The 19,470-nt window shown below is 41.6% G+C and carries 24 protein-coding genes; 1 reads left to right on the top strand and 23 read right to left on the bottom strand.

Annotated elements, in window-relative coordinates; translation table 11 throughout:
• Positions 1–10: 10 nt before the first annotated feature.
• From L6W14_RS08705 to L6W14_RS08595, 23 genes are all read right to left on the bottom strand, one after another.
• The gene (locus L6W14_RS08705) at positions 11–433 is read right to left on the bottom strand and encodes a hypothetical protein (RefSeq protein ID WP_237900406.1); all 423 of its coding nucleotides are present in this window, start codon (positions 431–433) and stop codon (positions 11–13) included.
• 635 nt (positions 434–1,068) lie between these two features.
• Positions 1,069–1,938 (bottom strand): DMT family transporter, encoded by an 870-nt coding sequence (locus L6W14_RS08700; RefSeq protein WP_237900403.1) that lies wholly within the window; start codon positions 1,936–1,938, stop codon positions 1,069–1,071.
• Positions 1,939–1,963: 25 nt separating this feature from the next.
• Complete coding sequence (locus L6W14_RS08695) at positions 1,964–2,509, bottom strand: GNAT family N-acetyltransferase (protein WP_237900401.1); 546 nt, start codon at positions 2,507–2,509, stop codon at positions 1,964–1,966.
• Complete coding sequence (locus L6W14_RS08690) at positions 2,499–3,032, bottom strand: cysteine hydrolase family protein (RefSeq protein WP_237900400.1); 534 nt, start codon at positions 3,030–3,032, stop codon at positions 2,499–2,501. The genes L6W14_RS08695 and L6W14_RS08690 overlap by 11 nt, the downstream gene beginning before the upstream one ends.
• Positions 3,033–3,203: 171 nt before the next feature.
• Complete coding sequence (gene mdh, locus L6W14_RS08685) at positions 3,204–4,142, bottom strand: malate dehydrogenase (protein ID WP_066037477.1); 939 nt, start codon at positions 4,140–4,142, stop codon at positions 3,204–3,206.
• A 48-nt stretch (positions 4,143–4,190) separates the two neighbouring features.
• Positions 4,191–4,583, bottom strand: a complete 393-nt coding sequence (locus L6W14_RS08680) for a BMC domain-containing protein (protein WP_237900946.1) — start codon at positions 4,581–4,583, stop codon at positions 4,191–4,193.
• Positions 4,573–4,842 (bottom strand): EutN/CcmL family microcompartment protein, encoded by a 270-nt coding sequence (locus tag L6W14_RS08675; RefSeq protein ID WP_004228986.1) that lies wholly within the window; start codon positions 4,840–4,842, stop codon positions 4,573–4,575. The genes L6W14_RS08680 and L6W14_RS08675 overlap by 11 nt, the downstream gene beginning before the upstream one ends.
• Before the next feature lie 6 nt (positions 4,843–4,848).
• Positions 4,849–5,691 carry a phosphate propanoyltransferase gene (gene pduL, locus L6W14_RS08670; protein WP_066037475.1) on the bottom strand — a complete coding sequence of 281 codons (843 nt, stop codon included), beginning with the start codon at positions 5,689–5,691 and terminating at the stop codon, positions 4,849–4,851.
• A gap of 16 nt (positions 5,692–5,707) precedes the next feature.
• Positions 5,708–5,983, bottom strand: coding sequence for a BMC domain-containing protein (locus tag L6W14_RS08665; RefSeq protein ID WP_048390439.1), 276 nt, complete (start codon positions 5,981–5,983; stop codon positions 5,708–5,710).
• Between the two features lie 18 nt (positions 5,984–6,001).
• Positions 6,002–6,772, bottom strand: coding sequence for a 3-oxoacyl-ACP reductase FabG (gene fabG, locus L6W14_RS08660; protein WP_103117888.1), 771 nt, complete (start codon positions 6,770–6,772; stop codon positions 6,002–6,004).
• Positions 6,773–6,802: 30 nt separating this feature from the next.
• On the bottom strand, positions 6,803–7,093 hold the full coding sequence (locus L6W14_RS08655) for a BMC domain-containing protein (protein ID WP_048390435.1): 291 nt from the start codon (positions 7,091–7,093) through the stop codon (positions 6,803–6,805).
• 15 nt (positions 7,094–7,108) lie between these two features.
• Positions 7,109–7,729 carry a hypothetical protein gene (locus L6W14_RS08650; protein WP_237900398.1) on the bottom strand — a complete coding sequence of 207 codons (621 nt, stop codon included), beginning with the start codon at positions 7,727–7,729 and terminating at the stop codon, positions 7,109–7,111.
• A gap of 5 nt (positions 7,730–7,734) precedes the next feature.
• Positions 7,735–8,349, bottom strand: coding sequence for a phosphate propanoyltransferase (gene pduL / locus L6W14_RS08645; RefSeq protein ID WP_237900395.1), 615 nt, complete (start codon positions 8,347–8,349; stop codon positions 7,735–7,737).
• A 16-nt stretch (positions 8,350–8,365) separates the two neighbouring features.
• Positions 8,366–8,647 carry a BMC domain-containing protein gene (locus L6W14_RS08640; protein ID WP_004229005.1) on the bottom strand — a complete coding sequence of 94 codons (282 nt, stop codon included), beginning with the start codon at positions 8,645–8,647 and terminating at the stop codon, positions 8,366–8,368.
• 14 nt (positions 8,648–8,661) lie between these two features.
• Entirely contained in the window at positions 8,662–10,143 is a 1,482-nt protein-coding gene (locus L6W14_RS08635; protein ID WP_237900393.1) for an aldehyde dehydrogenase family protein, read from the bottom strand.
• Positions 10,144–10,158: 15 nt separating this feature from the next.
• On the bottom strand, positions 10,159–10,449 hold the full coding sequence (locus tag L6W14_RS08630; RefSeq protein ID WP_237900392.1) for a hypothetical protein: 291 nt from the start codon (positions 10,447–10,449) through the stop codon (positions 10,159–10,161).
• 4 nt (positions 10,450–10,453) lie between these two features.
• Positions 10,454–11,197: an HAD family hydrolase gene (locus L6W14_RS08625; RefSeq protein WP_237900390.1), complete on the bottom strand. Its 744-nt coding sequence runs from the start codon at positions 11,195–11,197 to the stop codon at positions 10,454–10,456.
• Between the two features lie 20 nt (positions 11,198–11,217).
• Positions 11,218–12,624 carry an ethanolamine permease gene (gene eat / locus L6W14_RS08620; RefSeq protein ID WP_048390427.1) on the bottom strand — a complete coding sequence of 469 codons (1,407 nt, stop codon included), beginning with the start codon at positions 12,622–12,624 and terminating at the stop codon, positions 11,218–11,220.
• A 25-nt stretch (positions 12,625–12,649) separates the two neighbouring features.
• A complete protein-coding gene (locus L6W14_RS08615) occupies positions 12,650–13,669 on the bottom strand; it encodes a phosphotransferase enzyme family protein (protein WP_237900388.1) in 1,020 nt (339 codons plus the stop codon).
• A gap of 43 nt (positions 13,670–13,712) precedes the next feature.
• Positions 13,713–14,978, bottom strand: coding sequence for a class-III pyridoxal-phosphate-dependent aminotransferase (locus tag L6W14_RS08610; protein WP_205447410.1), 1,266 nt, complete (start codon positions 14,976–14,978; stop codon positions 13,713–13,715).
• Positions 14,979–14,991: 13 nt separating this feature from the next.
• Positions 14,992–15,783 (bottom strand): DeoR/GlpR family DNA-binding transcription regulator, encoded by a 792-nt coding sequence (locus L6W14_RS08605; protein ID WP_004229022.1) that lies wholly within the window; start codon positions 15,781–15,783, stop codon positions 14,992–14,994.
• Positions 15,784–16,100: 317 nt separating this feature from the next.
• Positions 16,101–17,057, bottom strand: coding sequence for a stalk domain-containing protein (locus L6W14_RS08600; RefSeq protein ID WP_237900387.1), 957 nt, complete (start codon positions 17,055–17,057; stop codon positions 16,101–16,103).
• A gap of 216 nt (positions 17,058–17,273) precedes the next feature.
• Positions 17,274–19,043, bottom strand: a complete 1,770-nt coding sequence (locus tag L6W14_RS08595; protein WP_237900385.1) for a glycerophosphoryl diester phosphodiesterase membrane domain-containing protein — start codon at positions 19,041–19,043, stop codon at positions 17,274–17,276.
• 212 nt (positions 19,044–19,255) lie between these two features.
• Between L6W14_RS08595 and L6W14_RS08590 the strand changes: the two genes are divergently transcribed.
• On the top strand, positions 19,256–19,465 hold the full coding sequence (locus L6W14_RS08590; protein WP_048390417.1) for a hypothetical protein: 210 nt from the start codon (positions 19,256–19,258) through the stop codon (positions 19,463–19,465).
• Positions 19,466–19,470: the final 5 nt, after the last annotated feature.

The raw sequence follows: 19,470 nt of genomic DNA, 5'->3' as shown, positions 1-19,470 counted from the left end.
TATGAAGGTATTAGTTGCTCAACATCAGCAAACATTTCTCAACTATTTCTACCTCATCTACTGACAGTTGGTCTAACAGAAGTGCCAGTTTTTTCTCATGTTCCTCTCCTTCTTCTCCTATCCAGCAAATGTAGATTTCGCAATAATCTCCTTTGGGAAGGAATTTTTTTAGAAAGTCACATACATGGTGAAAAGTTCTTTTGGCTTTTTCATAGTTATGGGGGGAATACACTTTATTTTCGTTATGCATTTGCCAAATAGGCTCTCCCTTTGTTTCGATTTCATATACATAGGGTGTTGTAAAATGCTTTGCCTGTACAATTTGGCGATTCTCTTTTACCGAGAAAAAATAATTTATGTCAACTTCATTTTCTGTATAGTCATCCTGTATTTCAACTGGAAAATTGAAGCCTATATAGGTTGCCATACTCATATTTTGCTCCTCCTATTAAAAAAACCCTGTAAATGTACAGGGTGTCAGCAACGTAGCTGTTGATCGTGTAAATAGACACGCTTTTGAGTTCGTGCTTCTGTAAATTTTACTTGCATCACCAATTCCTGGACCACGCTTTGAAGCAATTGCTTGAAGGAAAAAGGCTTCAAACGACGGGTTGTCCGCTTCCTTTTGTGAGGCTTGCTACCGTAGTTGGTCTACCGTGATAGCTGTTGCTTTAATGGTTTGGTGTTGCGGCGGTGTTTTTGGTTCAATATAGAGCGTTGTATAGTACGCATCCGCAATGACAATCACGTAAATAATGAATAGTAATCGTTTTGTTCAATGGTTCAAAAAATCATTTCTCCCTTTTTTGTAACTGACAATGAAAACTTGTCTACTTATCATACGAGCAATTGATCAAAAGGTTTCAAAAATATTTAAAGGGAGACAAATTTCTGTCTCCCTTACGCCTCTAGGCTTCTGCCACCATCATTTTCCCAGCGATCAATGTCCCAGTGATCCTCATCTTTTTCTCTCCTGATACCCATTGCATTCAATGGAACGAATGACATTTTGTCCCTCACCCTTTTCAAGCGTTCTTCTCTAGTTTATGAAGGGAAAGGGGTTTTCGTTCATCGTAAAATAGGCTTAATTTTAAAGCCTAAGGCAATCGCAGCTCCAATGCAGCTAAAAAGACAGCCTAAGATTAAATAAATACTGAGTGTTGATTCGCCGATGACAACAGACGCAATACCGCCAATCACGGGGAATAATGCAACCATATAACCACTTTTTGCCCCTCCAATTCGTTCGACTAGTTTTAAGTAAAATAACCATGCGAAAAAGGATGCAATAAGCGTTAAATACAAGAGCGCTGATAAGTAGGTAAAGGATTTGGGTATTGTGACTGTTTGTCCCTGTAGCCAAACAATGGCACACATGACTGCACTACCCACTGCAAAACCAATGGCATTCGCATAAATCGGGTTGATTTGATGCTTGGCATTTCGGGCAGAGCTTGCATCCCCAATGGCTGTTAGGATAGTCCCTACGAAGGCAATTAACACTCCTTTTAACTCCATATTATGTAAAGTTGGATAAATCAGCACCCCCACGCCGATGACGCCTAAAATACCGCCAATTAAAACACGACGATGCAATGGTTCCTTGAGAAATATCCGTAGGGCGATGGGTGTTAGTATAACTTTTAATGAAAAAATTAATGTGACAATAGCAGCCGAGCTCCATATCGTCGCATAATACAGCGCTAAATAGCTGAATGCAAAATTACAAACGCCAAAAACGATGATAAAAGGTACGTCGCCCTGTTGTGGTTTACCCTGTGGTTTCAAGAACCAAGCAAGGATGAAAAATAAAAGAGCTGTCATGACTAAACGATAGGTTAAAGATAATTCTAAACTGACTGGCGTTCCTTGAATTTTGACTGCAATAAAATTAAGACCCCAGACAATCAAACAAAAGATATACATAAAATTTGTCATGCTGTTTTAAATTCCTTCTCCGATGCTATTCCTGCCATCTTCCCATAATGATCGTGTGATAGAACCTGCCATCTGCAAGGCATTTATCATTTTTCAGAATGCCTTCCACTAAAAAGCCCATTTTTTTATAGAGCTGTATCGCTTTCTCATTGGTTTCTAACACTTCTAGTGCTATTTTGCGAATACCATTGTCGTCTGCCCAATCAATGGATTCTTGCAGCAAGGCTTTTCCTATGCCATAGCCCCAAAACTCTTTACTGACGCCAACACCAAAGATTATTTTATGGGCAAGCCTTTTGAGTGGAGAGCCCTCACATCTTGAGAACCCAACGATCCGATCACCGACAACCGCTACTAAACATAAATTTTTTGAGCTTTCGCTATCCTGTTGAATAAGCTGCTCAAAGCCTGCTCGATCAATCAATGCCTCGCCCTGTTCACGATCGAAGTTTTCCGTTTCACCGTCTAATTGCAAGCGTAAATCTGATAAGGCTTGGGCATCTTCCCGTCGGGCACAGCGAATTGTATAGGATAGCTCTTTTATCTGGAGCTCTTTCTGATCAATCAGCATGTTGGAATCCTCCAATTGACTGAATCCTCACAAAACGATTATGCCAAATGGATTCGTGATGTTGAATAATTTGTGGTGCTGCCAGTACATGACTATCTAAGGTGCTATGTGCATCTTCTATTAAAATATTATGATGGTAGCCATGACTAAAAGCACTCCGGATTGTTGTATCAAGACAAAACTCTGTTTGAGCACCCGCGAAAATCAATTGGTCGATGTGATGCGCTTGTAAATAAGCTGCAAGCTCCGTTTGATAGAAAGCGTCCCACGTTGTTTTTTGAATCACTTGATCCTCCGCCTGTCTAAGTAATCCATGATACAGTTCCCAGCCTGGTTGACCTAATGCAAAATCCACATCATCTGCGTCTGTATGCTGAATAAAAATAACGGGTACTTCGTTACGCCGTGCCCATGTAATGGAGGCATTAATATTTTTGATAATAGCTTCACTGTTCCAAAGATTTTGCTGGCCATCTAGAAAGAAAGCCTCCTGTATATCGATAATGATGAGTGCTTGTTTCATCGTATCCTCCTTTGTGCATCAGTAGTAACTTTTTTAATTGTACAGAAAACGATCTTCCATTAAAAGAAAATTTTGCACAACAAAAAGCACCTTTACAACATCGTAAGGTGCCTCAACTATGTACAGTACCATCTAATACATGCCACTATTAGATGGTGTCATGCGCTTGCATCATTTGATATAGGCTAATGTTTGATAAACTTGGTGAACCGAATGATTAAATGCTTGCTGTTCCTCTTCGTTTAAATGCAATTCAATTACACTTTCAATACCAGCTCCCCCTAACACAACGGGGACACCGATGCAGGCATTGTCTACTTGATATTCGCCCTGTAAATACGTAATGATGGGCATTACTTTCCGTTGATCCTTCACAATCGCTTCAATCATTTGGACAATGGCGGCGGCTGGGGCATAGTAAGCACTGCCATTGCCAAGTAGGGCGACAATTTCGCCTCCACCTTTTCGCGTTCGCTCCACTAATTGCTCAATCTGTGCTTGTGGCATTAATTTTTCTAATGGTATTCCTCCGACATACGTATAGCGAACGAGAGGCACCATTTCATCGCCATGTCCGCCCAAGACGAAGCTCGATATATCCTCGACAGCAAGCTGAAGAGCCTGTGCGATAAAGGTATTAAAGCGCGCTGTATCTAAAACACCTGATTGTCCCATGACACGATTTTTGGGAAAACCCGTTGTTTCCAGACAAACATAGGTCATAGCATCGACAGGGTTACTTAAGACGATAATATAGCTAGTTGGCGCATAACGTTTGATTTGTTCGCTTACCGAGCGGATGATTGCCGCATTTGTATGAATTAAATCCTGCCGTGTCATGCCAGGCTTTCTTGCAATACCTGCCGTGATAACCACAATATCAGCATGAGCTATTTCCTGATACTTTGAAGTAGCCGTCACCTGTACGTTAAATCTTTCTATTGGTCCAGCTTGGAGAATATCTAATGCCTTCCCTTTCGCAGCATTTTCGAAGTCTGGTAAATCGATAAGCACAATATCCCCGATCTGTTTCTGTGCAACCATTAACGCTACGGTTGCACCTGTATGTCCAGCGCCAATGATGGCAATTTTGGGTCGCCTAAAGCTCATATGCCTCCCCCTCCTAACGACATAGATTGATTGCTAAAGATCCATCGACTATTTATCTGCCTGCTCATCCTCTACAAGTTTTGTTTGTTGAGGCTTCTGGCGAGTGCTTGTTTTTTTGGCTGCTGCCTCCGTCGCTTTTATCGGCTTTGTTTCATCAATAATCGCTGTGAATACTTCATTGGCTGCTCGTGGAATTACATGTGCGCTTAGTAGCTTGCTCGTTCGCGTTGCTGCCGCTTTACCAGCATCAACCGCAGCCTGTACTGCACCAACATCTCCCTCGACAATAATGGTTACGATACCACCGTCTACTAGCTCCTGTTTCACTAATTGGACATTGGCTGCTTTTAGCATGGCGTCTGCAGCTTCAATGGAGCCAATCAAGCCATACGTTTCGATCATTCCTATCGCTTCTGTCACTGTGCTCACCTCACGATTCATCTGTGCCATCTATAATGCCAACTACAATGGCATCAATTGGACAAATACTGGTCGTAGAAAAACTTCGTACAGCAGCACTGCCCATTGTTAAAATGACGTTATCTCCCACACCTGCACCTATACGATCTGCAGCAACAATTTGTTCATCACTCAGTTGACCATCCAGCTTTATTGGCTGGATAATGAGTAATTTCAATCCCTGTAGCCCTTCCTCTTTACGTGTTGCCCAGATATTCCCAACCACTGTTCCTATCCGCATGCATCCTCATCCTTTTTCGTGAAACTGAAGTTCAATTTCTAATTTTTCCACGGCCTCCTTCGCCAGTGCCGTCAACCTTGCCTCTTTGGGGACTATCACTGTCTCACCTTGATAACGGCTTACATCATTTGCCGTTATTATCTTGTGGTTAATTTCAATTGGAGGACTGACGAAGTTATTGTAAGGCTCTCCTGCCATCTTGCCTGTTATAATTGTACCCGTTTCACCCTGTTGGATGAAGCCTGCGTTTGCTTCATCTGTATCAATATGCATTTCTAAATGATAGTGATCAGCCACACGAATTTTCACTTGCTCAAAGGTAATGGGACGTCGCCCTTGCACCTTAACGGAGACGTATTGACCGTTCTGAACTCCTAACTGCTGTGCATCAGCAGGTGCCATATGAATATGTGCTTGTGCGATAATGACCCCTTCTTGTAAAATCAAACTTCCTCTAGGTCCTACCAGTATACAGCTAGCTGAGCCAGCAATTTCTCCCGATTCACGCAAAGGTGGTTGAATTCCTAGGGCAATGGCATCTGTATGACTAATTTCAATTTGTGTGAAGGTGCGAGCTGGACCTAATACACGTACATTTTGGATGCTTCCTTTTGGTCCTACCACCTGTAGCGTTTCATGTGCTGCAAACTGACCGGGTTGAGCTAACATTTTTTTTACACTCAGCGTAGCACCTTTGCCAAATAGCTGCTCGACATGCTCTTGTTGTAAATGAATATGCCTTGCTGAGATACCTATAGGAATTTCATTGGGTGTAGGCGCTGCTTCTTTTTTAGGTAGTAATTCGGCTATGACATCATTAACAATTTTTATTATTGCTTGTTCATTCATATAGCCACCTCACTCATTATTGCATTTTTAAAATCGCTTCCAATTCTGCATGTGGTCGCGGAATCACATGTACAGATAATAGCTCTCCAACACGTTGTGCAGCTGCTGCTCCTGCATCTGTTGCGGCTTTCACAGCCCCTACATCCCCACGAACAAGCACCGTGACAATACCGCCACCCACATGGACTTTACCCACAATATTCACGTTGGCAGCCTTGACCATTGCATCAGCTGCTTCAATAGAGCCCACTAAGCCCTTTGTTTCAATCATTCCTAATGCGCCTAAATTCATTTCGTATCCCTCCTTCTATTAAAATGCCTCTGCATCTTCAGGTAATGTTTGGCCACCATCAATAATGATCGATTGACCCGTAATAAAGCCTGCCTCCTTACTACTAAGGAACAATGCAGCATACGCTATATCCTCCACACGACCAAGGCTGCCAAATGGAATCGCCTTCGCCATCTTCTGTAGATAGGTGTCACCAAGACCATCTAAGCCTTCTGTTGCGATATTTCCTGGTAACACGGCATTGACCGTAATATGATAGGGTGCTAATTCAAGAGCCGCAGTCCGCATAAACCCTAATTGAGCTGCCTTACTTGCGGCATAATGTGTCCATCCAGCATAGCCAGTCACTGGACCCGTTATCGACGAGGTAATAATGACCCTGCCAGCATTCGCTTTCTTTAAATGGGGCACGCAAGCTTTGACAGCAAACATCGTTCCTCTGGCATTGACATTTAATACCTGATCCCAATGGTCCGTCGTCATGTCCTCTAGTTTCCTCGAGGGAAAAATACCAGCATTGGCACATAAAATATCGATGGAACCAAAAGAGCTAGCAACCTCCGTAGCCATGCTTTCAACAGATTCATAGTTTTCAACATCAACAGTGGCAGCAGAAGCGGAGAATCCTTGCGCTTGTAATTGATTTGCTACATCTGTGGCAGCTTCCATACCTCTTGCTGCAATCACCACATGAGCACCCTGTTCAGCAAATACGGTAGCAATCCCCTTCCCAATTCCTTTACTACCACCAGTAACTATGACAACCTTCCCCGTTAAATCGACCTTCAACTCGTTCCTCCACCTTTCCTTTTATTCATTTTAAGTACTTGGCTTTTTCGCAATTTCTGTTACTAATCCATTCACCGCGATATCTGGCCTTAAAATAGTTGAAGAGGCAATCCATTGGTTGGCTGCTTTAGCTAGTTGTGTACCAATGGCTATCGCTTCCTGAATGGCCGCTGTGTCCCCTTCAATGGCAATGGTTACTAGAGCCAAATCGATGGTTTCTTGTCGAAGTATTCGAATATCCGCTGCTTTAAGCATAGCATCTGCGATTCGTATTGAAATCGCAAGTCCTCTTGTCTCCACAATACCAATCGATTTCATCATGTAACAACACTCCTGCTAATATCTTTGTATCGTCATTCCCTTTTCCTGAATTATTTCTTGTGCTAGTGGTGTAAGTTTTGTGTGGGCAGGTAGTGTCAGCCGTTTCCCCTTGTACGATTGAAGCATCTCTGCTGTCAAATAGTTTGCCACTATAGTCGAACGAGCCGGTTCCTCTTGCTGCTTTAAAAATCGAATAAGCTGTGCAAATAACTGAATGTCACAGCCAAACTCCTTTAAGCGCTCTATATGATGCAGCAACATTTTCATGTAAGGATTCGGTTCCTTTGCTGTGACAACAGCAGATAATTTTTCATTTGGAATTAAAATTGCTGTTTGATTGCTAACCAGCAGCTCAGACAGGTACAAGGCTGCCGGTGTAGTAGGCAAGCCTTGGGCACTGCTGACGATAAATGCTTGATCGACTTCGAGAAAAACAATAGCATCGTAGAATAGCTGAGTGGGACTTGTGGTTTCATTTGCCTGCCACTCCTCAACATGGCAATAGCTTTGTAATACGTCCACCTGTTTCTTAGAAATGGTCGTATGAGAATGGACAAGCAAAAGTCTTTTATGCTTTTTATCCATCATCGATATGACTACTTCTTCGATGATTCTCTGTAATTCTTTTATATCCATACCTGTCACTCCATTTTGATAAGCTTGCCAATTGAATGCTGTTGAACAGCTGCGGCATTCGCTTCATCTGTATCTACATGCATCTCAAGGACGAATGCTGAGGAGACACGCACTACCACATTCATTAATCGTAGCTGACGTCCATCCCCACAGATTTCAACCGTCACAACTTCCTTATCTTGGACATTGAAGGCAGCAGCATCGGATACAGCCATGTGAATATGTGCTTGTGCAATAATCAATCCTTGTGTTTTATGGCGAGTTCCATGAGGTCCAATCAATGTGATTGATTCAGATTTTTCTAAGTCGCCTGACATACGAATTGGTGGTGTTACGCCAAGCTTGATGGCATCCGTTTGACTGATTTCGACTTGGGTTGCAGTGCGAAATGGGCCTAAAACCCGAACCTTGTCAATTTGGCCTTTGGGTCCCTTTATCGTTAGAACATGCTGTGAAGCAAATTGACCTGGCTGGGAAAGTTCCTTCCATTTCTGTAACGCTGCGTCTCTACCAAATAAATAATAGAAATCCTCCTCATTAACATGACAATGACGGGCAGAAATCGCAATCGGGATACTTTGATTTGTAACTTCAGTGACATGTATTTGATTGTTTGTCATCACAATCCCTCACTTTTCACTTAGGTAAAATTGCGTATAATTCCGAATGAGGGCGTGGAATAACATGTACCGATAATAGCTCACCTACTCGACGTGCGGCCTCAGAGCCTGCATCCGTCGCTGCCTTGACTGCCCCGACATCACCTGTCACCAGCACCGTCACAATGCCGCCACCAACATGTACTTTCCCTACAATATTGACGTTTGCTGCCTTCACCATGGCATCTGCCGCCTCAATTGATCCGATTAAGCCTCTTGTTTCAATCATGCCTAAAGCTCCATTTATCTCTACGCTCATTTCCTTTTCCTCCTCTAATTACTTAGCTTTGTGAGTACTTCCTCTACAATCTTTTCGATGGACAACCTGTCAATAGACACCCCTTCAATTGCTTGCATCGCTGGAGCCTGTATATTTTGTGGATGCTTTGGGGGAGGAATCGTTAGTGCCTTCACACCATAGGCCACTCTTTTTTTATTTAATAAATGATGTGCAGAAATATTATCACTCGTAATATTTCCCCCATAGGCCCCACAGCCCAATGTAAAGGAAGGCGTTAAACTTGTCGTACCGCCTGCAGCCCCAACAGATGCTAAAGTATTGACTACGATTCTGGACACGGGCATTTGAGCGGCAAACTGCTTAACAAAATGTTCATCCTGTGCATGAATAGCCAGGCTATGTCCTCTCCCTCCAACGTCAAGCAAGCGACGGCAAATCTTTACGGCTTCTTCCTGAGAACGAGCCGTATAAAGACCTAGGATGGGAGAAAGCTTTTCCATGGAAAATGGATACTCCTTCCCAATCTCCTGTTCCTCCGCCACTAATACGCGTGTATGCCGAGGGACATCAATATTAGCCATTTGGGCTATTACGGTTGCTGGCTTTCCAACAATTTGGCTATTTAATGTACGAGCTACTGGTGAAATCACCTTTGCTAATTTTTCCTTGTCCTGTCCACTTAGAAGGATGGCCCCATTTTCTGCTAAAGCAGCCATCACCTGCGCTTTGACCTCCTGATGTACGACAATAGCTTGTTCTGTGGCACAGATCGTACTATTATCAAATGATTTACTATCGATAATTTGCTTCATTGCCTCGTTCACATTTGCTGTGCGATCAATATAGACAGGAACATTCCCAGGGCCAACACCATAGGCTGGTTTCCCTGAGCTATAGGCTGCTTTGACAAGCCCTGCTCCACCAGTAGCTAAAATTAGCTGTACATCACGATGATGCATAAGTTCCTCTGTTCCTTTTATTGTTGGATGGCTAATCCATTGAATAAGTCCCTCTGGCGCCCCTGCACGAACGGCTGCCTGCTGACAAATTTTCAATGCCTCGATAGTGCAGTTGACTGCTGTTGGATGAGGACTAAAGACAATGGCATTTTGCGCCTTTAAGGCAATTAGCGTTTTAAAAATGGCTGTAGCAGTCGGGTTCGTGACAGGTGTAACTGCCGCAATAACACCGAATGGATAAGCAATTTCCACCTGCCTTGCTATCCTATCCTCATGTATAATGCCGATTGTCTTTTCATGCCGAATGGCTTCATAGACACCTTGAGAAGCCAACTCATTTTTTATTTTTTTATGTTCAATAATGCCCATCTTTGTTTCCGTAACAGCTAATACAGCAAGATTTTCTGCCTGTTTATAAGCAGCTTGGGCAATGGCCTCGACAATTCGATCGACCTGCTCTTGCGTAAAGCTGGCATACATTTTTTGCGCAATCGAAGCGGCTGCTATTCCGTCTCTTGCCTCTTGTATCGAAACCAAATCTTGGTCTCTCACCATATGACGAACCTCCCGTCATGTAAATTTTTTTAGGGCAATTAAGTCGCTCGAATTAGCTACAGAGACAGTGCCTGATGATTGCTGGTGCAGACTTTGCCAATGCTGTAATTCATGCGTAGATAATGCTACATATGCAGGGGCAGTTGTTTGCTGCGTCTGATGTTGGTTTTCTTTTATTAATCGAAATGATTGCCATTCCTGTAATTCTTCATTTGATAACGTTTTAGAAGCTTGTTCAGGCTGAAAGCCTTGCGTTAGTTTTTCCAATACCAATTCAGTAATCTTGGCAATTAGCTGATTGTCCATATGCTCACTCCTTTTCGATTAGCATGGTGAGAACAGATTCGTTATACGCTTCAATAATTGCGGTTGCATCAGGTAAATAATCCTTTGGGTATGTGGTACTAGGAATGATGCCAATAGAAAAGCACATGCCAGCATTTTTAGCAAAGAGCATATCTGCATTCGAATCGCCAATCATCACGGCTTTCTCAAGCGATACTTGAAATTGTTCCTTTGCCACATATGCTAAGTCTGGGAAGGGCTTACTGGATGTAGCTTGGTCACTTCCTAGAACGAAATCAAACAAAGCTAATAACTCTAGCTGTTGTAAATGAGATTTGGCTCGTGCCGTTTGATCAGCTGTAATCACCCCTAATTTCTTCCCTTTATTTTTTAAGGTTATTAAGAGATTACGAATACCTGGTAATGCCTGTACCTTGCTATTTTCCTGCTGCGATGTGGCTAAGTTGGAAGCTGCTCTCGCAAGTGTTACCCCTTTGCTCCATGGGATTCCCTGCTGATAGAGTAAGAACGCCACGATCGTCTCAGCTTCTTGTATACTTCCAATAGCTAGAGGACTCGTTGGGTCAATCGTTGTTCCATTGTCATTAACCCCTATGTTTCTTAAAAAAGTTTGTAAGGAAAAATAGATCTCTAAGTCTGAATCTTCAGTTAAATTAGCATATAAATTTTTGGCCCAGGCAATCCATAAAGAATCCATTTCTATGATTGTTCCATCCTTATCAAAAATGACCCATTCCACTTTTGTCATAGGAAAACCCATCCCTTTATTTATTCTCGTATAGCCTCTATTGGCGATACTGGTGCTTGCACCTCTACCTGCACTGTAGCGTCCTTCGCAAAGCGTTCCTCTGGTGCATCCTCGTTAATATGGTGTCTTGCCCACACCCAATAATAGATCGTTGCCACAGCAAAAACAGCCAAACAAACGATGAAAAAAGTCAAATTCGCAAAGAAGCTCGCAAAGATAGCAATGACGGCTAGCACAAGTGAGACAATAGGCGTAAATGGATACAGCGGTGTCTTAAAGGTACGTACTAAATGAGGTTCTTTTTTACGCAAAATCAACACTGATAAATTCATCGTAATATACGATACTAATGCCCCAAATGTAGAAATTAAAATTAAATCATCTGGATTAAATAAAATGACTAACACTAACCCGATAAAGCCTGGCAAAATAATGGCCATATAGGGTGTCTGACGCTTTTTATGCATCTTCGATAACATGCTTGGCAAATAGCCTGCACGTGATAAAGCATAGACCTGACGAGAGTAAGCCAAAATCACACCCGAAAAGCTTGCAATTAGTCCTACTAAGCCAACAGATGCTAAAATCTGCGCCAACCAATACGTATTTCCAAAAACAGCGGCAATCGCTGCTGGCAATGGATCTTCAGCAACCGTCATGACATCGATGCCAGCTAGCCCAATGGCAACAGTTGTTGTCAAAATGGATAAAATCAGCAAGGTCACCATACCTGAAATTAACCCCTTCGGCATGTCCTTCTGCACATCTCTCGTCTCCTCCGATAACATAGGCAACATCTCGATTGCTAGGAATAACCACATCGCATAGGGCAATGCTGACCAGATGCCTTTAAATCCACCTGGTATAAGATCGCCATTCTCAGGGAATAAATGGCCCACATTAATTTGCGGTAAACCAACGAAATACATTAAGACTAGTAAGCCTAAAGCGATAAAGACAAGCACCATTTCGATTGTGGCGTATTCTTTAATGCCAATAATATGAACCCCCATGAACAGAGCATACATAAAGGCAGCTGCCACCACTGTCGGTACGGCTGGAAACAAAAAGCTGATATAGCCCCCAATACCAATCGCGATAATTGGTGCGGCAATGACATATTGCAGCACGACACCAACTCCTGTAATAAAACCGATATAACGCCCCATCGCCCGTCGAGCAAAGGAGTAAGGTCCTCCCGCATAAGGTAACATCGTCGATAATTCAGAAATACCTAAGGTCATCGTTAAATACATAATCGCCATAAATAATGTGGCAATGAGCATTCCTAAAAAACCAGATTGACTTAAACCAAAATTCCAGCCAAAGTAGTTACCAGAAATCACAATGCCGACGCCAATTGTCCATAAATGGATGGGTGTAAGGGCTTTCTTTAATACGATGATTTCATCCTTTTTCGAAGACATGTTATTCGCCACCTTTTATCGTTATTTAGTTGGTACAGTCTTGATACTTTTCTACATAAGCTTTCACTAAATCATCACTCTGAAGCGTGTAATTTTCACCAAGTAAGCGCGTTGTCTCATTATCACGACTTCCAATCCACGAAATAAGCTGTAGTCTTCTCATTAATATAAAAGTTGGAATCATTTCTTTTTCTGCGTCTGTTAATAATCGAATTTTGCTATAGCCCTTAACCCATGAAGCGATCAACTCATCAAGATACGGCATGTGCTCAATAAAGCTCACCGATGTGGCTAAATCATATAAAAACCACCCAAAACCACAATCATCAAAATCAATCACTTTAATTTCGTCCCCATAGATGAGTAAATTAGCTAAGCGTAAATCCGCATGGATAAGACCAAATCGTGTTTTCTCTTTCCCAAATGCCTCAAGCTTCTTTTGAATGATATGTGATGCTTCCTCATATAAAGCGATTCGTGCAGGGGTCATTCCTAGTCCATCCTGCCATCTCGCCCATTTTGGAGATTGACCTAGAATCGTGTCATAGTCCCATGTCATGCGCTGAAAGGCTTGGTAATAATCATGCTGCTCGATTGTGTGTTTATGAAACATGGCTGTAATTTCGCCTAATGTTTCAAATTGCTGAATTAAGTCATCTTCATTATTCTCATCAGGAGCATTGCCCTCCAAAAATGTAAATAATGTGCTATAATAGATCGTGTCATTATACGAATGAGCATGTACGTAGTCACCGTCATCTGCTCGCATCGGTAGTGATACATCAATAGGAGATTGCTCATGGAGCGAGTTTAACCAGGCAATCTCCGCTTCGATCTCCTCTTTTTTATGGTAATTTGGTCGGCTGATCCTCAGAATATATTTTTTGCCCTGCCCATCTTCTACGAGATACGTCGCATTTTCGGAATAATCAATCATTTTACAAGATGCTACTAGTAAACAACTAAACTCCTTTAATGCATCATTTGCTGCTTGATGAAAGTTGGAAAGGACCCATTCTAAATCTATGAAATCCATTTGACCCATCTAGAAAACCCCCTGTTTACTAAATTGACAAGCTTTCTTTCCTTTAATAGCGTGCAAATTTCACAAGCTGCGCTGCTTCTTTTATGCCCGCCTCACATTTTTCAAGCAATTCATCACAATACGCTTTATCACATAATAGCCCTGGCTTAAATTGCAACACACGTGTATCCAGCATTGAATAAATGGCCCATACACCATGTTTGTACAAGGAGCTCATCACATATTTAGCCCCTTCAGGATGATTAAATTCTAGGCCCATAACAACGCCAAGCTGACGAATACCCACAAAGAAATCAGGATATTGTTGTTGAATACGCTCTAAACCACTTCGTAGATAACGAGCAACATATTCTACATTCTTTACTACTTCAGGACGTTGGGAGATTTCTAATACTTTCATCGCCACTACACAACCTAGTTCTGCTCCACCAAATGTAGAAATATGGGCTAGTCCATCTTCTTCCATCCAGCCACCTGCTCGTTCATTGACCACTGTAGCTGCAATTGGATAGATACCGCCACTTAGACCCTTTGCTGTCACCAGAATATCCGGTTTCACCCCATAATGCTCAATTCCCCACAGCTTACCTGTTCTCATTAAGCCCGTTTGCACCTCATCTGCAATATATAATGCCCCGTATCGTTCACAAAGTGATTTGACATCAGCCAAGTAATTAGCAGTGGGCAAGGGGAAACCATATGTCGCAGGAATAGTCTCGATAATTACGCTAGCTACATCCCCTTTAGCAAGCTCTCGTTCCATTGCCGCAAGATCATTGAATGGTACGTGCACAAATTCATGGGGACTGCCCTCACTTAAAAATGGTTTTGAATAGCGTTCATTGCCAAGCGAAACCGCAAGACCCGTGTGACCATGATATCCATTTTTAATGGAAATCGTTTTTTTACGTTTTGTAGCATAACGCGCACACTTTAGAGCAACATCAATTGCTTCACTTCCACCACTAGAGAAAATAGAATATGTTAAGCCTTCTGGTGTGCAGGCTGCTAATTTTTCAGCTAACTGTGCACGTGCAGTAGATGGAAAATGATGATTACCAATGTCAAAATAATTGGTTCCTTCCACTAATGCAGCAATGACTTCTGGATTACGATGGCCAAGGTTATATGTTCCGCCATTGAGATGCGCATTCATTAATTTTTTGCCATCCACATCGTAGAAATAATAGCCCTCTCGTTTACCGATAACGACATCAACACCATCGATTTGCCACTGTTTCGTTTTTCCTGGATTCCACCAGTCAATTGATTTTTGTAAGGTTGCCTGTTTATTTGCAAAATAGTCCATAGTTTCCACCTTCCTATACATTGACGTCATCCAACATTTCACCTGCAATGAATAATTCCACTTTTTTCTGCTGTAATCGTTCCTGCCATTGTGTGGAGCTCTTTTGATCTGTAATCACCATCGAAACGTCCTCTAAATGACAAATATGTGCAAATGTAGAGACACCAAATTTCGTATGGTCTGCTAAAATAATCGTATTTTCTGCCCGCTCTATTAATTTCTTTGAAATCGCTGCGCCCGTAATATCATAGTCGGTAATACCATCTGCTAACGAAATTCCGCCTGCAGCAACAAAGGCTTTATTTGCCTTTAGTTGATTAAAAAATAAATCAGCTAATGGACCTCCCATAAATTTTTGTCGATGTTCATATTCTCCTCCCGCAAAGAGCACCTTCCCTTGAAAGCATTCTGCGGCTAATGATAGAACTGGGAGTGAATTTGTGACGACAATGACGTTGGGCTTATCACCTAAATAACGAACGATTTCATAGGCTGTTGTACCATGACCGATAAAGATAACATCACCGTCTTCCACAATACTTGCAGCAGCCTTACAAATCCTTCTCTTCTCTATATTGTTAAGTGACGTTTTCTGTTCAAAGGTCCTCTCATACTTTTCCTTTGCCTTCACAGCCCCCCCATAGACTTTGTGTAGAAGCCCTTCCTTCTCCAATCGATCCATATCTCTACGTATAGTCTCGCCTGATACATTTAATAGCTGCTCTGCATCACTTACCTTCACTTTTCCTTCTAAATCTAAAATATCTAAAATCACTTTTTTACGTTCCTCAAACGAAAGAGACATACATCATCACTCCAAACACAAAGTTAAATCCAACAAAATCCACAAACCCAACCCTGTTTTTCTGTATTTATGTGGATTTGTTTTGAATTTTAAATAATAGTTTAATAATTGTCAATACTCTGAATCTTATTTTCTGTATGATTTTTTCTCTCTAAAGCCACTTATTTCTCTTAAGCGTAATATGAAAACTCCACAAAAAACCAATTTCAGTTGTCTCCAACTGCTCTCTAAAACCTTTTTTAAAATATTTTTCTACAACTATTTTTCCCATAAAAAATCCCCCTTCATGGTAGAAACCATAAAGGGAGATGACGAGATTATTTTGTTAATTCCTCTACAAATTCAACAGGTACGTATGTTTTGCCAGATTCTAATAAAGCAGGGGCTACTTTAAATTGGCGAAGCGCTTTATTATAACCATATTCTTTTTGACCTCGCGTAATTGTATACGAAAGGGCTCCTTTTGAAACAATGGCTCCTTTTGGCGTTACTTCTACTTTAAAGCCTAGCTTTTCAGCGATTAAGCGTAGCGGCACCATTTTTGTCCCATCTACTTCGTAAAAGTCTTTATTGATAATTTCTTGAACCGCTGAATCAACTGGAGCTGGTTCTGGTTGTGGTGTTGGAGCTGGATCCACTTCAACAGGCTCTTCCTTCTCAATTGTATCTAATACTATCACTTTTGACGGTGGTGTTTGAGCAGGGATGCTCATCGTTGCAATTGTGTAGAACACCACTAAATGCTGCTCTTTTAAATCGTCCACTTTCACAGCTTTGCCAGTAGCACTTGCTAGCTTCGTGTCTTCCCCAACATTTAACTTGAGGTTATTTTCAGTATCCACTAAATCTTTATTGAAGAAATCCACTTCCACGCTACCCATTTCTTCTGTTTCTACAATGATTACTTCTGGGTTGTATTGTGGTGGATAAATCGCAAGCATCGGCTTCTTAGCATATGAGTAAGCTGACACCTTATCTCCTTTTTGAAGCTTGGCTTCTTTTCCCATATTGTCAAAAACTAATGAGTCTTTATTGGCAATCACAATATTTGTATTGTCACCATCAACCACTGTATAGTATGTGGCATTTTCACGTACTTCTACGTTTTCAACCGTACCTGTCACTTTAATAAAAATAGGCTGCACTTGTTGCTCCGAAGTTTCTGCGTTAATCACAGTAGCCTCTCCTTCGTTCGCTGATGCAGTTGGAGCTCCAATCGCGCCCCCTACTAATAATGCTGACATAGCAAATGGTACGACTTTCGTCATTTTCATACAAAAAGCATCTCCTTCATTTTCCCGAATTCAATAAAGTAGTCGTGTTCACACCAAAAAGGTTACAAACTGTCTCCATTTTTATGGCTAGAGCTTTGCTTCCTCATTTTGAGCGATAGCGATTTGCGAGCGACTTCTCTTGAATATTCGATTTACTAGATGGCGGTGCTTTGCTTTCGCGGATATTCGCTTCTTCGCAATTTTATTCTCCCCCGATCAAAAGATAAATCTCAGACGATTCAGGATGCGCTGTAAGAAATACTGGTTTTCGCTTTGCTGGGTTCTTAGCTCGCGGGCGACGTCGGGGTGGTCAGTGATGACGCCGCTGACATTTTTTTCGATAAAGGTTTGCAGGGAACGGTCGTCATTAAGTGTCCAAACAAATAAATCGGTCGGAAGTTGCTTCAATTCTTCGATAAGCGACTCCGTTACCCAGGATTCCTCCAGTGCAATAAAATCAACATTTTCCTCTATTGGTCCAATATTGAGTGCATAGACAATACCGACTCGCAAATTCGGCACCAATTTTTTTAATTGCGTCATTTTCTGTCCATCAGCGGATTGCACATAGTAGGAATCTAGCACCTTGTATTTTCGTAGCTTCTCTACTAATTTAGGTAAAACATCTTCTGTTTCTTGACCATGCACCTTTAATTCGATTAGTAGCGCCACATCTAATGCTTTAGCAATTTCAATACAATCATCTAATGAAGCAATTTTATCGCTAAAGCCATTTTGATGAATGGTTAACGTTTTTAGTTCACTCAGGGTCATATTCGCAATGACACCATTTTTACCTGCTAACCTTCGTAATGTTCGATCATGGAAGACGACGAATTCCCCATCCACCGTTTGTTGAATGTCGATTTCAATTAAATCTGCCCCCGCATTGGCTGCACTCACCAATCCACTAATTGTATTTTCTACATTGCCTGCTACATAGCCGCGGTGGGCAATAATTTTGGTATCTGGCGCATAGACACTTTTCTCTAATGAATTGATATTCATCATACTTAATACGAGAAACACAATGCCACTGATCAATAGTAATGGCTTATAGCGCCGCTTCCGATGTGTAGTCCCGCTCACTTTGCCTATAACTAGCGTATTATACGTAATGGCGACCATAACTTGTGAAAACATCGCCTGTAATAAACTAAATAGCACCACAAAGACCATTTCTAAAAAGGCTAGTGTCAGCCCAGCCGTAACCAAGGCTGCACTTGGCATTAAACGTTCAATTAAATAGAGCGGAAACGTAGCGACCACTGTGATACCAAGCATCATCAACAAATGACCTGTTAAAAGCATAGCTAGTAGCACGACTAGTTCAAATAAACCACGCTTGGAAAATCGCCAGCTTTGCTTAAAAGAACGCAAAATAGAGATGTTCGGCTGGATGGTAAAGATAGGTAACGTTAAGATACTTCGAATACCTATCATCACGATGATGCTTGCCACCGCAGCATATGCTAGCCTACCCGCTCGACTACTCATGATTTCTTCAGTTAGAAAATGTGGTAGGGAGATGGATTGAGTCAATGTAAGGGGTAGCATAAAGGAAGCTAGTGGCATTAATAGTGCTAAATAGACGATGAGAAATAGAACTTGCACACTAAAAAAATAGACAACCTTGCGATTTAATTGTTGCCATAAAGGAAGAAATCGGTAGCGAAGTCCTCGTTGCTGATGAAAGGCCATGAGAAATAGAAAGCCCATCTCATAATATACAAATAATAAAAACAGCAAAATTAATAGACAAATCATTATCATCACAAAGGGATGCGTCACAAAGCTTTGCCAATTTTGCTCAGTAATATGTGTAAACCCTGTTACTCGTAGCATGAGCTTCAAAACGATAGAGGTTACAGGGATCATTAATAAAAACTGAAAGATTCTAATTAATGCGAAAACCTGTACATAATCGAATCGATAAACATAAATATTATGGACAGCCTGTCGCATTACTTGTCCTGCCTTGTGCACATACTCACCCCTATCATGCTGTTAAAATCGCTCACTACTAACGTATGTTTTGACTGCTATGACCCATTCCTCGAAGCCAATAAAATAGCACTCCTCTACACCAAAGTAGACGTCAATTTTTGTATTAATCGTGACATTCACCATTTTTTTGAAACTTTTTAGCATGTCACCCTGTATATAACTAGATACCCACTACAGAAAGGAGCGCAAACATGAAATTCAACCTTGGTGATATCATTAGTACAACCGTTCTTTTATGTATGTTTCTAGCGATCTTTTTCGTGATGATCCATATGATCAAAAAAATGAAATCTACTGCCCCTGTGTCTCCTCCACCAACCATGCAACAGCAAGTAGAGGACTTATCAAAACGTGTGTCGACCCTAGAACAACAAGTAAAACAATTAACTGACAAACAATAGTCCCA

The sequence above is a fragment of the Lysinibacillus sp. ACHW1.5 genome (assembly GCF_022014815.1).
Classification (GTDB): Bacteria; Bacillota; Bacilli; order Bacillales_A; family Planococcaceae; genus Lysinibacillus; species Lysinibacillus capsici.
The sequence above is the reverse complement of the archived record's forward strand: the minus strand, read 5'-3'. Positions and strand labels throughout refer to the sequence as shown.